Source organism: Paractinoplanes ferrugineus (genome assembly GCF_016862195.1).
GTDB classification, from domain to species: Bacteria; Actinomycetota; Actinomycetes; order Mycobacteriales; family Micromonosporaceae; genus Actinoplanes; species Actinoplanes ferrugineus.
Map to the genome: position 1 here is coordinate 25,314 of NZ_BOMM01000016.1, position 12,936 is coordinate 38,249.

The window sequence follows — 12,936 nt, forward strand, 5'->3', positions numbered from 1 at the left end:
ATGGCGTCGCTCGACGATCTTGTGACTCGCTACCTGTCACCCGCGGTGCCACCGCACGTCGACGACTCGACAGTCGAGTTCGTCGTCGACGGGCGGGCCTGGCTGGCGCGCATGCGGGAACTGTTCGGCTCGCTCGGGCCGGGCGATGCCGCGTACATCTGCGGTCTGCAACTCGATCCCGACATGGACCTCACCGGCAAGCGGCCGGGCGAAGCGGGTTTCCAGGCCCTGGGCGAGCTGCTGGCCCGGCTCGCCGGCGCCGGTGTCGACGTGCGGGTCATCCTCGCCGGAGCGGTGGTGAGCAGCAGCATCACCCGCCCCACGATCGGGCCGTTCCACCAGAACGTCAGCTCCGCCCACCGGCTCCGGCGCTGGCCCGTCCGGGGCGAGAAGCCGCTCGCCGGCCGGGTGCTGCTCGACTGGTCGGGCTCGGGGGTCGGCTCCAACCACCAGAAGGTCACGCTGATCCGCCGCGGCAACGAGCTGACCGCCTGCGTGGGCGGCATCGATTACGTCGCCAGCCGGGTCGACGAGCAACCGCATCGCCGGCTGGCCGTCCGGGGCGGGCGCTGGGGCTGGCACGACGCCGGGGCGATCATCCAGGGGCCGGCCACCACCGACGTGTGGCGGGTGATGCGGATGCGCTGGATCGGGGCGGTCAATCTGCCGCGCCGGCGGTACATCTGGCCGGCCGTGAAGGGCCTGCAGGTGCTCAACCCGGCCGGGGTGCCGCCGGAGATCGAGCCGGCGCCGGGGCAGCCCGCCCGGCCGGTGCCCGGCACCGCCGTGCAGGTGCTGCGGTCGGTCGGGCCGTGGTACATCGACTCGCTGCTGCCGTGGGAGCGGCGGCACTACAGCGACGTGGCGCCGGACGGCGTACACGAGATCTTCCTGACCCTGGTGCAGGCGATCGGTGCCGCCCGGCGCTACGTCTACATCGAGGACCAGTACTTCCGGGAGTACCCGGGCGGGGACCGGCGCTTCGAGATGTACCCCTACCTGCGGGCGGCGGCGGCCCGCGGGGTGAAGGTGATCCTGGTCGGCTCGGGCACCCGCGACCCCGCCGACGGAGCGCCGCTGATCAACGGGACGATCAACGCCGACCTGCAGCGCAAGGTGATCGACATGCTGCCGCAGCCGCTTCGCCGCAACATCGGGCTGTGGCGGGTGGAGCATCTGACCGTGCACGCCAAGATCGTCATCGTGGACGACCGCTTCGCGGCGGTCGGGTCGGCCAACCTGTTCAGCCGGTCGATGGTGGGCGTGGACACCGAGCTGACCACGGCCGTCGTGACCACCGGCGACACGGTGCGGGACCTGCGGGTGCGGCTGTGGGCGGAGCACCTGCGCACGCCTCTTTCCGATGAGCTCCGCCCGCACCTGGCCAACCTCGACCTGGCCCTGGGGATCTTCCGGGCGGAGTGGCTGCCGCCGAAGGAACCGGCCGGTTCCTGGCGCACTCCCGGTCTCCCGGCCGGCTTCGATCCGATGGAGACGGTGCTCACCCTGGTGGGTCCACCGTAGCCGGTCCGGTCACCCGCGCGCGGCCCTGTCCCTCGCGCGGGTGACCAGCGGCAAGCCCCGCGAGGCGGTCCCGCCGAACAGCTCCGGCATGCCCGAGACTCAGGCCGGGATTCGGGCCGGACGGCACGGTCAAGCCCGTTGTCACATGTAAATCCTTTGTGGATCATAGCGCCCGTGTCTATTGATATAGATCAAATAACGAGATAGTCACAAGTGGATCCGGCAGCCTAGGCAGTCATGCACGCTGTGCATTCAGATGTGCTCACACCGCAGTCCCGCTTCGGCGACCTTCTGATCGACGGCGCCCCGGCATGCCCGGAGGGAAATATGCTCATCCGTTCACGGCGAGCGGCCGGACTGGTCGCAATCGCGGCCGCTTCGATGCTCACCATCACCGCTTGCGGCGGCAGCGAGACCCCGCCCAAGGAGGAGCTTCTCGGCTTCGACTCCTGCGGCGACAAACCGCTCACCTGCAACACCGGCGAGACCAAGCCCGGCGGGACGCTTGTCTACTACGAAGAGCAGGACATCGCCACCTGGAACACGGTGAGCGCCGAGGGCGGCCACTACGCCACCTCGGTGATGCTGGGCGGACTCATCCCGGCCGTCTACCAGGGCGGGCCCGACACCAAACCGATGCTCGACACCAACCTGGTGGTCGAGGAGCCGAAGGTCACGAGCACCAGCCCGCAGACCGTGGTCTACAAGATCAAGCCCGAGGCGGTCTGGAGCGACGGCACCCCGATCAGCGCCGACGACTTCGCGTACGCGTTCCGCGCCCGCAACACCCGGGACTGCCCCGACTGCGGCACCTCGAGCAGTTCCGGCTACGACATCCTGCAGAGTGTCGTCGGCTCGGACGGCGGCAAGACCGTGACCGCGACGTTCCAGGCCGGCAAGGTCTTCCCCGACTGGAAATCGCTGTTCGGCGAGATCTACCCGGCTCACATCGCGAAGCAGGCCGGCGACGACAACACGCCGGCGGGCCTGAAGAAGTCGTGGGACGCGCTCGGCAAGACCCAGCCGAAGTGGTCCGGCGGCCCGTTCATGATCGAGAGCTACGCCCAGGGCCAGCAGCTGGTGCAGGTTCCCAACCCGAAGTGGTGGGGCGCGAAGCCGCCGCTGGAGAAGCTGATCTTCAAGATCGTGACCGACCAGTCGTCGTTCGTACCGGCGCTGCAGAACGGCGAGATCAACGCCGGTGACCCGCAGCCCAACCTCGACATGGTCACCCAGGTGCAGAACCAGCAGGGCGTCAACTACCGGGTCGCCGGCGGACTGTCCTGGGAGCACATCGACCTCAACCTGCAGAACAAGTTCCTCAAGGACAAGCCGCTGCGGGAGGCCGTCTTCAAGGCGATCGACGTGCCGGGCATCATCAACCGCACGGTCGGCACGTTCTGGAAAGACGCCAAGCCGCTGAAGAACCACAACTTCACCCCGGAGAGCCAGCACTACAAGGACGTCGTCAGCGACACCGGGGCGGGTTCGGCCGACATCGAGGGCGCCAAGAAGGTGCTCACCGCGGCCGGCTACACCGGCGTCGGCACCGCCCTCAAGACGCCCGCCGGCGAGCCGGTCACGCTGCGGTTCCGGCACACCGAGGGCAACGTCAACCGGGCCGCCACCGCGGAACTGGTGCAGGCGACGCTCAAGCAGCTCGGCATCAACATGACGATCCAGACCACCAACACGCTGAGCACCACGCTCGACTCCGGCGACTTCGACCTGATCGTCTACGCCTGGGTGAACACCCCGTTCTTCTTCCAGGGCGCGCAGCAGCTGTGGGGCTCCAAGAGCGACAGCAACTACGGCCACTGGGTCAACCCGGAGGCGGACGCGGTGCTCAACCAGGGCATCCAGGCCGGCCTCGACGAGGCCAAGGGCGCCGACCTGCTCAACCAGGCCGACGCGATGATGTCCAAGGACTACTACGTCCTGCCGCTGTTCCAGCGGCCCAACTTCATGGTGGCCAAGAGCGACTACGTGAACATCCGGCCGAACTCCACCTCGACCGGCCCGACCTTCAACACCGAGCAGTGGGGCCTCAAGGCAACCGCCAACTAGCCCGTGGGTCACCCGGCGCGGTCCGGCCGCGCCGGGTGACCGGCTCGATGGAGAAAAACCATGTTCGCGTACGTCGTGCGGCGCCTGCTCGCCGCGATACCTGTCCTGATCGTGGCGTCGTTCATCGCGTACGCCCTGGTGGCGCTCTCGGGTGACCCGCTCGAGCCGCTCAAGATCCGTAACCCGCCCGCACCGCAGCGCACGATCGACCTGGAGACCGCCCGCCTCGGCCTCGACGAGAACATCTTCGTCCGCTACTGGCACTGGCTGACCGGGGTGCTGCAAGGCAACTTCGGCGAGTCGGTGCAGAGCAACTACGACATCGGCGAGAATCTGGCCCGCTCCACGGTCGTCACGCTGCGCCTGGTCGTGGTCGCGATGCTGCTGGCGCTGATCCTCGCGGTGATCACCGGCGTGCTGAGCGCGGTCCGGCAGTACTCCAAGTTCGACTACGCCACGACGTTCCTCGGCTTCGTCTTCCTGGCCATGCCGTCGTTCTGGATCGCCATCGTGCTCAAGGATCTGGCGGTCCGCTACAACAAGGCCACCGGCACCACGGTCTTCTACACGATCGGCGAGAAGTCGCAGAACTACGACAGCCTCTCCCCGTTCGGTAAGTTCGGCGACCTGGCCGGGCACCTGATCCTGCCGACCATCGCGCTGGCCCTGATCTCGTACGCGGCCTGGAGCCGTTACCAGCGGGCGGCCATGCTCGAGGTGCTCAACTCCGACTACGTCCGCCTGGCCCGCGCCAAGGGCCTCGCCTGGCGCCAGGTGCTCACCCGCCATGTGCTGCGTACCGCGTTGATCCCGCTGGTCACCGTGACCGCGCTGGACATCGCGGCGATCCTCGGCGGCGCGGTGATCACCGAGACCGTCTTCAACTGGAACGGCCTGGGCCGGATGCTGCTGACCGGGGTCGGCCGCGCCGACACCAACGCGGTGGCCGGCTGGCTGCTGCTCGCCGGGCTCGTCGTGATCATCTTCAACGTCATCGCCGACGTGCTCTACGCCGTGCTCGACCCGAGGATCCGCCATGAGTGACACCGCCGCCCGGCCGGTGACCGAGACCTTCGCCGTCCGCGAGCGCAAACAGTCCGAGCTGGTGTTCCGCCGCTTCCTGCGACACCGGGCGGCGGTGACCAGCCTGCTGCTGTTCGTGCTGGTCGTGCTGTTCGCCTACGTCGGCCCGCTGCTCTGGAAGTACAGCTACACCGACATCACCGACGACCTGTCCCGGTCACCGTCGCTGACCCACCCGTTCGGCACCGACCTGATCGGTCACGACACGATGGCCCAGGTGATGCGCGGGACCCAGCAGTCCCTCAAGATCGCCCTCGCGATCGCGCTGATCGGCACGGTGCTCGGCGCGCTGTGGGGGGCGATCGCCGGTCTCTACCGCGGCCGGCTCGACTTCCTGATGATGCGCATCGTCGACATCGTGCTGACCCTGCCGACGATCGCGGTCGCCGCCGCGGTCGCCGCCCAGGGTGTCGGGGGCAGCCAGTGGTGGTCGATCGCCGTCATCCTCGGCGCGCTCACCTGGCCGTACGTCAGCCGGGTGGTCCGGGGTGTGGTCCTGTCCCTGCGGGAGCAGGAGTTCATCGAGGCGGCGCGGGCGCTCGGGGCCGGCAACCCGCGCATCATCCTGCGGCACCTGCTGCCCAACGCCCTCGGCGCGATCATCGTGGTCGCCACGCTCACCATCGCCACCGGCATCCTCGGCGAGGCGGCGCTGTCGTTCCTCGGCGTCGGCGTGCAGGCCCCCGACACGTCGCTCGGCCTGCTCGTCTCGATCAACCGCGACGCGGTGAACACCCGGCCCTGGCTCTTCTACTTCCCGGGCCTGTTCATCATCCTCATCGCCCTGACGATCAACTTCGTCGGCGACGGGTTGCGCGACGCTTTCGACCCCAAGCAGACGAGGGTACGCCAATGACAGTGCTCCTCGAGGTCGACGACCTCACCGTGGGCTTCCCCACCGAGGACGGCCTGGTGCAGGCCGTACGAGGGGTGTCCTATCAGGTCAGCCGGGGTGACTCGGTCGGCATCGTGGGCGAGTCCGGCTCCGGCAAATCGGTCACCTCGCTGGCCGTGATGGGACTGCTCCCCCGCAACGCCCGCGTCTCCGGATCGGTCCGCTTCCTGGGCGAGGAGTTGCTGGGCCGTTCCGACGAACAGATGTCGAAGGTCCGCGGCAGCAAGATCGCGATGATCTTCCAGGATCCGCTGACCTCGCTCAACCCCGTCTACACGGTGGGCAGCCAGATCGCCGAGGCGGTGCGCGCGCACAAGGACGTGACCCGGCAGCAGGCCATGAAACGCGCGGTGGACCTGCTCGACGTGGTCGGCATCCCCAACCCGTCGCTGCGGGTCAACAGCTATCCGCACGAGATGTCCGGCGGCATGCGGCAGCGGGTGGTGATCGCCATCGCGATGGCCAACGACCCGGAACTGATCATCGCCGACGAGCCGACCACCGCCCTCGACGTGACGGTGCAGGCGCAGGTGCTCGAAGCCCTGGAAGCGGCCCGCAAGGAGACCGGTGCCGCGCTGATGCTGATCACCCACGACCTCGGGGTCATCGCCGGGCACACCGACCGGGTCAACGTCATGTACGCCGGCAAGCTCGTCGAGACCGGCACCGTCGACGAGATCTTCTACGGCCCCCGCATGCCGTACACACTCGGCCTGCTCGGCAGCCTGCCGCGCATCGACGAGTCGGGCCGGCCACGGCTCACCCCGATCACCGGCTCCCCGCCGTCGCTGCTCAACCTGCCGGCCGGCTGCCCGTTCCGGCCGCGCTGCCCCAAGGCCCGGGACCTGTGCGCCGAGGTCGAACCAGAACTGACCCCGACGGCCGACCGGCGTCATCTCGCCGCCTGCCACTTCCACTCCGAGCTGGCCTCGGCCACCGCCGAAGAGGTGTTCTCGTGAATCCGATCATCTCGGTGCGCGGCCTGGTCAAGCACTTCCCGGTGCGGTCACGCGGCATCCTCCGACGGCAGATCGGCGACGTGCACGCCGTCTGCGACGTCGACTTCGACATCTACCCGCACGAGACGCTCGGCCTGGTCGGCGAATCCGGCTGCGGCAAGACCACCACCGGCCGGCTGCTGCTCAACCTGGTCCCGGCCACCGCCGGGACGATCAACTTCCAGGGACGCGACATCGTGCCGCTGTCCCGGGCCCAGATGCGGCCGCTGCGGCGCGAGATGCAGATCGTCTTCCAGGATCCGTACGCGTCCCTCGACCCGCGGATGACCGTGCACGAGGTGATCGCCGAACCCCTGCGGATCCACGGCCTGTACCGCCGGGAGACCGTACGCGACCTGCTGACGACGGTCGGGCTGGACGCCTCGCACGGCAACCGGTACGCCCATGAGTTCTCCGGCGGCCAGCGGCAGCGCATCGGGGTGGCCCGGGCGCTGGCGTTGCGGCCCAAGGTGTTGGTGCTCGACGAACCGGTGTCCGCCCTCGACGTCTCCATCCAGGCCGGCGTCGTCAACCTGCTCGAGGACCTGCAGGACGAGCTGGGCCTGTCCTACCTGTTCATCTCGCACGACCTGTCGGTGGTGCGGCACATCGCCGACCGGGTGGCGGTCATGTACCTGGGCCGGATCGTCGAGATCGCCCCGGTCGAGGAACTGTTCCAGCGGGCCGCCCACCCGTACACCCAGGCTCTGATCTCGGCGATCCCGGTGCCCGACCCCCGCAAGGAACGAAGCCGCCGCCGCATCATCCTGGCCGGTGACGTGCCCAGCCCGGTCGACCCGCCGAGCGGGTGCCGGTTCCGCACCCGGTGCCCCAAGTTCGCCGGGCAGCTGAGCGAGGACGAGCGCACGAAGTGCGCCGAGGAGGTGCCGGCCCTCACCGATCACGGCGAGGGCCACCAGACCGCCTGCCACTACGCGGAGGCACTGGCCCTGATCTGAGCGCGGATCAGACCGGACCGTTCAGGAGCAGGCCGAGGGCGATCAGGCCGATGCCGAGGGCCAGGTGCAGCCAGTCGTCGGCGTTGTCGAGCGGCACGAAGTCGGCCGCGCTGTCCTCGCCGACGACCAGGCCGTGGAGCCAGAGCACCAGGTAGACGGCGCCGCCGCTGACCAGGTGGGCACGCGCCCCCGACACGGTACGGGCCGGCGCTGGTCGGTGGTCACGCCGGGGACGAAGCCGAGCACGCCGACGAGCAGGAAAACGATCGCGACGGCGGTCGCGGCGGTGCGGACCGGGGACCGCACGGCTGCCGTACTACCGGCAGTCGAGGAAGTAGACATGGCGGCCGGATGCCCCCGGTTCGGGCGGCCCAACTGACCAGGGGCGGCCCGGCCGGGTCCGGCTGCAAGATCACAAGTTGACCGTCACGCACGTCGCGCAGTAGTTCGGCACGATCACCGGCGGGTGCGTCAGGAACAGAACCGGATCGGCCACCAGCGCGTCATCCGCCGGAATCGGGGTGCTGGTGGCGACCCCCTCGGCCGAGGTGTCCACTCGCACGCACGCGGTCCGGGTGTCGACGTCGCGCATCAGGCACAGCCCGAACACCGGCACCGGCGTCTTCGGCAGGACGTCGGCGAGCACGGCGGAAGTCGCGTACGAGACCAATTTGTCCCCCGTGACCAGCGGAACATAGCCGCCGGGCCGGAACAGCGCGATCCCGTAGTTGAACCTCGGCTGGTAGGGCTCGCAGAGCGTCATGTGCACCGGCAGCAGGTAATGGCCCCGCACGTCGACGGTGACCGGCCCGAACGAGCCGACCGCACAGCTCGCCGGGGTCCACACGACGGTCGCCTGTGCCAGCCCCGGCAGCCCCACCAGCAGGGCGGCGGTCACTGCGGCGATCCAGGCGACAGCTTTTCTGATCATCTCGGGTTGCTCTCCTCAGTGGACTGCCAGGTCTCCGGCCGCACGGAACCGGCCGCGCCGAGCGCCAACGCGAGCTGGAAACGGTTCTGCACGCCGACCCGGTCCATCAGGGCGCGCATCGTGTAGGCGACCGTGCGCGGGCTCAGCCCGAGCTCCTCGGCCGCCGTCTGATCGGTGTGGCCCAGGGCGAGAAGACCGACCAGCGCGCTCTCTCGAGGCGAAAGCTCGATCGGAATCACCTCTTGGCTGTGTGGATCGCGGCCCGATGCCCAGAGCCGCTCGAAAAGTGTGCACATGGCCGCGACGAACCCGTCGTCGGCGACCTCGACATAACCCCGCTCCAGGTCGAGGGGGTCGGCCGGGAACAGGGCGACCTTGCGGTCGAAGACGAGCAGCTTCATCGGCGGCGACTCGACGTGCCGGACCGGCACCAGCGGCGTGGCGCTGCCCCGGTCCCGGTCGACGATGCGCAGCCGGACCCCCCGGGCGGCCAGCCGCCGGTCGACCGGCTGGGCCGCCGACATCGACTCGGCGCTGATCACCGGCTCGTTGTTGACCGCCAGATGCTCGTGACGTTCCAGAGTGGCCAGCTGCGCCACCCGTTTACGGGCGGCCGCCCGGCTCGGCCACAGTCGGCCGGCAAGGTCGGGCCGGCAGCCCTCGATGGCGGCGAAGTGCTGCCGCCACCGTTCCGACGCCGGCGGTGGCGGAGCCGGGCGTCGCCGGAAGCGCCGCACGACCTCCGCCGGAGCTCGTGCCCCCCATCCGCTTCCGGCGGCCACCGTGGCACCGGCTGCCGCCAGCTCGTCCAGCGCGGACTTCGTCCTGGCCCGCGAGAGGCCGAGCTCACGCGACAACCGGCGCCCGTCGGCCGGGCCGAGCAGCGCCAGCGCCCGATAGACAAGATCGGCATCCGCCGACAGACCCCAGCGCGTGAGCGCCGGAATCGCCTCCGGATCCGCCGGCATATCTCTCCCCCACCCACCAGGCCGGTCGCCCCCGTGCTGACCGGCCCGACCAGAACACCACCCATCGACGGCCGGCGGAACCCTCCCGCCCCAGATTGCGCAATCCTGCAACCGCTCCCGGCGCCCCGCCGCTCACGCCCTTTCCTGACGCCACCCCGTCGGCCCCGCCCGCGGTCCACTTGACAGGAGGCGGGCCTCAAAAGCTCAGCCCTGGCCTACCAATTCCTGCCGGAAATTCGCCAGCCTCGGGTCGCCGAAGTGAGCGCGGCCACCGGCGCACCACGTCGGTCCCATGTGGGGCGGAGAGCGTGAGGTGCCCGGATGGGACCAGGTAGTGCGGATTGTGCTCAGCGCGGGCCGACCGACATCAACTCCCGCTCAGGCGCCGGGGCAGCGGCGGGGACGGCGGCCGGGGCGGCGGAGCGGGTGGGGCGGCGGCGGGACACGAGGGTGTGGACGGCACCCAGGAGCAGGCCCAGCCCGATGCCGAGGGCCGCACCCAGGAAGGGCGCGTGTTCGAAGGTGGCGCCGCCCAGTCGGCCGAGCCCGATGGCGTAGGCGGCCCAGGCGGCGCCGGCCAGGGCGGTGTGAAGGCGGAAGCTCCTGGCGGGGAACGCCACTGAGCCGGCGGTCAGGGCGGTGGCCAGCCGCCCGTACGGCAGGAAGCGGCCGAGAAGGATCGCCGCCCCGCCGTGTCGTGCGAGTGCTTGCTCGGCCCGGGTCTTGGCATGCGCCAGCTTGCCGCTCTTGATCCACCGGCCGGTCCGGCGGCCCAGTGCGTAGGAGATGCGGTCGCCCGCCATGCCGCCCGCGATGACTGCCGCGGCCAGGGCGATCACGTTGGGCCGGCCGGTCGCGGACATGGCGCCGAGCCCGATGACCAGGACCTCGGACGGCACTATCGGGATGAACCCGTCAACCGCCACCGCCGCGAGGACGATCAGGTAGACCCACGGCGAGTCGAGCAGCGGCATAAGGTGTTCGAACATGCTTTCGACTCTAGGAAGCACGGCCGTGCGGCGCGATGGTGCTGACCCACCGTTCGGGGGTGGTGCCAGCACTACCCCCCTTACCCGCTGACTTGGAGGAACAGTGAAGCTCCTGCTCACATCCGGTGGCGTGACGAACCCGAGCATCGACGCGGCGCTCGTGGAGATGCTCGGCAAGCCGATCGCCGAGAGTCACGCCCTGGTGGTCCCGACCGCGCAGTGGGGGCATCCGATGTGCGGGCCGGGCAACGTGCGCGGCCTGATCGCCGGCGAGCAGCGCTGGGCCGCCCTGTCCGGGCTGGGCTGGGCGTCGCTCGGTGTTCTGGAGCTGACCGCGCTGCCGACCATCGGCGCCGAGCGGTGGGTGCCGTGGGTTCGCGAGGCCGACGTGCTGTTGGTGGACGGCGGCGACGCGACCTATCTGCACCACTGGATGCGGGAGTCGGGCCTGGCCGAGCTGCTGCCGGCGCTGCCGGAGACGGTCTGGGTGGGGGTGAGCGCCGGCAGCATGGTGATGACGCCGCGGATCGGCGCGGACTTCGTCGAGTGGAAGTCCGCGCCGGACGACCGCACGCTGGGCGTCGTCGACTTCTCGATCTTCCCGCACCTGGACGCCTTCCCGTCGAACACCCTGGCCGAGGCCGAGCGGTGGGCCGGCGAGCTGGGCAACCCGGCCTACGCCATCGACGAGCAGACGGCCATCAAGGTCGTCGACGGCTCGGCCGAGGTGATCTCCGAGGGCAAGTGGAAGAGGTTCGGCTGAGTCCGAGCGGGTCGGGGAACCTCTCAGAGTTCTCCCAGAAGCTCTGCGAAAGCGGTAAGGGTGGTCGGGCAGCATCGCCGGCATGCCGATGATTGACATTCGCGGAGTGACCAAGCGGTACGGCTCGAGCGTGGTGGTCGACGACCTGTCGTTCACCGCCGAGGGCGGCCAGGTGACCGGTTTCCTCGGCCCCAACGGTGCCGGGAAGACGACCACCATGCGCATGATCGTCGGGCTGGCCGCGCCCGACCGGGGCTCGATAAGCGTGCACGGGCGCCGCTACGCCGATCTGCCGGTGCCGCTGACCGAGGTGGGCGCGCTGCTCGACGCGGGCGCGGTGCACGGCGGCCGAACCGCGTACCAGCATCTCTGGGCCCTCGCGGCGAGCAACGGCCTGCCCCGCCGGCGGGTCGACGCGGTGCTCGCCCGGACCGGGCTGGCGGCGGTGGCCGGCAAGCGGGCCGGCGGCTTCTCGCTCGGCATGCGGCAGCGGCTCGGCATCGCGGCGGCCCTGCTCGGCGAGCCGCGAATCCTGATCTTCGACGAACCGGTGAACGGGCTGGACCCCGAGGGCATCCGCTGGGCTCGGGAGCTCATGCGCTCGCTGGCCGCCGAGGGCCGCGCCGTGCTGGTCTCCAGCCACCTGATGAGCGAGATGGCGCAGACCGCCGATCACCTGGTCGTCGTCGGTCGCGGCCGGCTCGTCGCGGACACCTCGGTGAGCGAGCTCATGCGCGCCGCCGGCGGCGGCACGGTGCTGGTCCGGGCGAGCGATCCGGGCACGCTCACGCGGCGGCTTGCCGAGGCCGGCGCCACGGTACGCGAGGGGGTCGAGTCGTCCCTGCTCGTCTCCGGCCTGACGGCCGCGGACGTCGGGCAGCTCGCCGCCCGCCACGGGGTGGTGCTCAGCGAACTGACCCCGCAGCGGGCCTCGCTGGAGGACGCCTTCATGGAACTGACCCGGGACAGCGTCGAATACCAGGGGGTCGTCGCATGAGCCACGCCATCCGGTCCGAGTGGATCAAACTTCGTAGCCTGCGTTCCACCTGGTACACCCTCGGCTGTCTGTTCTTCGTCGGGCTCGGCATCACGGCGCTGTCGTCGAACCGTTCCTCGGACGCGTACGCGCAGGCGGGGGCCGACTGGGACCCGACGCGACACAGCCTCACCGCGTACATCGTCGCGCAGTTGATCCTGGGGGTGCTCGGGATCTTGATCGTGACCTCGGAGTTCGCCACCGGCCTGATGCGCACCACGCTGACCGCCACGCCCCGGCGGCATCGCGTGCTGGCCGCCAAGGTGCTTGTCGCCGCGGCGGTCGCGGTGGTGGCCGGGCAGGTGCTGATGTTCGCCGCGTTCCTCATCGGACAGCCGCTGCTCGGCCGGCAGGGCGTGCCCAACGCGGCGCTCGGCGACCCCGGGGTGCTGCGGGCGGTCTGCGCCGGCGGTCTCTACCTGGCGTTGATCGCGCTGCTGGCGGTCGGGCTCGGGGTGCTCGTGCGGGCCACCGCGGGGGCGCTCGCCACCCTGGTCGGGATCGTCTTCCTGATGCCCGCGCTGGCCGGCCTCTTCCCGTCCTGGATGCGCGGGCTGTTCGATTTCTGGCCGACCCTCGGCGGGTCGGCCGCGCTGGCGACCGTGCCCGACCCCGATTTCCCGCACCCGTGGTGGAATTTAGCCGGCCTGTGTGCCGGGGTGCTCGGGGTGCTGGCCGCCGCTTTCGCGGTCCTGCGGCAGCGTGACGTGTGACGGGAGGCGG

13 protein-coding genes and 1 pseudogene are annotated in these 12,936 nt (G+C 70.2%); 9 read left to right on the plus strand and 5 right to left on the minus strand.

Annotated features, from left to right (window positions below; genetic code table 11):
- The 6 genes from Afe05nite_RS10875 to Afe05nite_RS10900 all read left to right on the plus strand — a co-directional run bounded on the left by Afe05nite_RS10875 (position 1) and on the right by Afe05nite_RS10900 (position 7,526).
- Positions 1-1,524, plus strand: a complete 1,524-nt coding sequence (locus Afe05nite_RS10875) for a phospholipase D-like domain-containing protein (protein WP_203816893.1) — start codon at positions 1-3, stop codon at positions 1,522-1,524.
- A gap of 327 nt (positions 1,525-1,851) precedes the next feature.
- Entirely contained in the window at positions 1,852-3,591 is a 1,740-nt protein-coding gene (locus Afe05nite_RS10880; protein ID WP_203816894.1) for an ABC transporter family substrate-binding protein, read from the plus strand.
- Between the two features lie 60 nt (positions 3,592-3,651).
- Positions 3,652-4,635 (plus strand): ABC transporter permease, encoded by a 984-nt coding sequence (locus tag Afe05nite_RS10885; RefSeq protein ID WP_203816895.1) that lies wholly within the window; start codon positions 3,652-3,654, stop codon positions 4,633-4,635.
- Positions 4,628-5,530, plus strand: a complete 903-nt coding sequence (locus Afe05nite_RS10890; protein WP_203816896.1) for an ABC transporter permease — start codon at positions 4,628-4,630, stop codon at positions 5,528-5,530. The genes Afe05nite_RS10885 and Afe05nite_RS10890 overlap by 8 nt, the downstream gene beginning before the upstream one ends.
- The gene (locus Afe05nite_RS10895; protein WP_203816897.1) at positions 5,527-6,528 is read left to right on the plus strand and encodes an ABC transporter ATP-binding protein; all 1,002 of its coding nucleotides are present in this window, start codon (positions 5,527-5,529) and stop codon (positions 6,526-6,528) included. Before Afe05nite_RS10890 ends, Afe05nite_RS10895 begins: the two co-directional genes overlap by 4 nt.
- Positions 6,525-7,526 (plus strand): ABC transporter ATP-binding protein, encoded by a 1,002-nt coding sequence (locus tag Afe05nite_RS10900; RefSeq protein ID WP_203816898.1) that lies wholly within the window; start codon positions 6,525-6,527, stop codon positions 7,524-7,526. Before Afe05nite_RS10895 ends, Afe05nite_RS10900 begins: the two co-directional genes overlap by 4 nt.
- 7 nt (positions 7,527-7,533) lie before the next feature.
- Here the strand turns inward: Afe05nite_RS10900 and Afe05nite_RS45070 are convergent, their stop codons facing one another.
- The 5 genes and pseudogenes from Afe05nite_RS45070 to Afe05nite_RS10920 form a co-directional block, all read right to left on the minus strand.
- On the minus strand, positions 7,534-7,722 hold the full coding sequence (locus Afe05nite_RS45070) for a DUF4383 domain-containing protein (protein ID WP_438867938.1): 189 nt from the start codon (positions 7,720-7,722) through the stop codon (positions 7,534-7,536).
- Positions 7,723-7,772: 50 nt separating this feature from the next.
- A pseudogene (locus Afe05nite_RS45075) lies at positions 7,773-7,868 on the minus strand (hypothetical protein); the annotation flags it as partial.
- Between the two features lie 70 nt (positions 7,869-7,938).
- A complete protein-coding gene (locus tag Afe05nite_RS10910; protein WP_203816899.1) occupies positions 7,939-8,457 on the minus strand; it encodes a hypothetical protein in 519 nt (172 codons plus the stop codon).
- Positions 8,454-9,425, minus strand: coding sequence for a helix-turn-helix transcriptional regulator (locus Afe05nite_RS10915; RefSeq protein WP_203816900.1), 972 nt, complete (start codon positions 9,423-9,425; stop codon positions 8,454-8,456). The genes Afe05nite_RS10910 and Afe05nite_RS10915 overlap by 4 nt, the downstream gene beginning before the upstream one ends.
- Positions 9,426-9,772: 347 nt before the next feature.
- Complete coding sequence (locus Afe05nite_RS10920; protein ID WP_203816901.1) at positions 9,773-10,414, minus strand: DedA family protein; 642 nt, start codon at positions 10,412-10,414, stop codon at positions 9,773-9,775.
- A gap of 103 nt (positions 10,415-10,517) precedes the next feature.
- On the opposite strand from Afe05nite_RS10920, the gene Afe05nite_RS10925 reads away from it, so the two are divergent.
- The 3 genes from Afe05nite_RS10925 to Afe05nite_RS10935 all read left to right on the plus strand — a co-directional run bounded on the left by Afe05nite_RS10925 (position 10,518) and on the right by Afe05nite_RS10935 (position 12,926).
- Complete coding sequence (locus Afe05nite_RS10925) at positions 10,518-11,177, plus strand: Type 1 glutamine amidotransferase-like domain-containing protein (protein ID WP_203816902.1); 660 nt, start codon at positions 10,518-10,520, stop codon at positions 11,175-11,177.
- 88 nt (positions 11,178-11,265) lie between these two features.
- Positions 11,266-12,174 (plus strand): ABC transporter ATP-binding protein, encoded by a 909-nt coding sequence (locus Afe05nite_RS10930; RefSeq protein WP_203817217.1) that lies wholly within the window; start codon positions 11,266-11,268, stop codon positions 12,172-12,174.
- Positions 12,171-12,926: an ABC transporter permease gene (locus tag Afe05nite_RS10935; protein ID WP_203816903.1), complete on the plus strand. Its 756-nt coding sequence runs from the start codon at positions 12,171-12,173 to the stop codon at positions 12,924-12,926. Before Afe05nite_RS10930 ends, Afe05nite_RS10935 begins: the two co-directional genes overlap by 4 nt.
- Positions 12,927-12,936 lie beyond the last annotated feature (10 nt).

What these genes read in the sequence shown, in the direction of transcription:
- Afe05nite_RS10875 (WP_203816893.1), top strand. Translation starts at nt 1, where the DNA reads ATGGCGTCGCTCGACGATCTTGTGACTCGCTACCTGTCACCCGCGGTG.
- Afe05nite_RS10880 (WP_203816894.1), top strand. Translation starts at nt 1,852, where the DNA reads ATGCTCATCCGTTCACGGCGAGCGGCCGGACTGGTCGCAATCGCGGCC.
- Afe05nite_RS10885 (WP_203816895.1), top strand. Translation starts at nt 3,652, where the DNA reads ATGTTCGCGTACGTCGTGCGGCGCCTGCTCGCCGCGATACCTGTCCTG.
- Afe05nite_RS10890 (WP_203816896.1), top strand. Translation starts at nt 4,628, where the DNA reads ATGAGTGACACCGCCGCCCGGCCGGTGACCGAGACCTTCGCCGTCCGC.
- Afe05nite_RS10895 (WP_203816897.1), top strand. Translation starts at nt 5,527, where the DNA reads ATGACAGTGCTCCTCGAGGTCGACGACCTCACCGTGGGCTTCCCCACC.
- Afe05nite_RS10910 (WP_203816899.1), bottom strand. Translation starts at nt 8,457, where the DNA reads ATGATCAGAAAAGCTGTCGCCTGGATCGCCGCAGTGACCGCCGCCCTG.
- Afe05nite_RS10915 (WP_203816900.1), bottom strand. Translation starts at nt 9,425, where the DNA reads ATGCCGGCGGATCCGGAGGCGATTCCGGCGCTCACGCGCTGGGGTCTG.
- Afe05nite_RS10920 (WP_203816901.1), bottom strand. Translation starts at nt 10,414, where the DNA reads ATGTTCGAACACCTTATGCCGCTGCTCGACTCGCCGTGGGTCTACCTG.
- Afe05nite_RS10930 (WP_203817217.1), top strand. Translation starts at nt 11,266, where the DNA reads ATGATTGACATTCGCGGAGTGACCAAGCGGTACGGCTCGAGCGTGGTG.
- Afe05nite_RS10935 (WP_203816903.1), top strand. Translation starts at nt 12,171, where the DNA reads ATGAGCCACGCCATCCGGTCCGAGTGGATCAAACTTCGTAGCCTGCGT.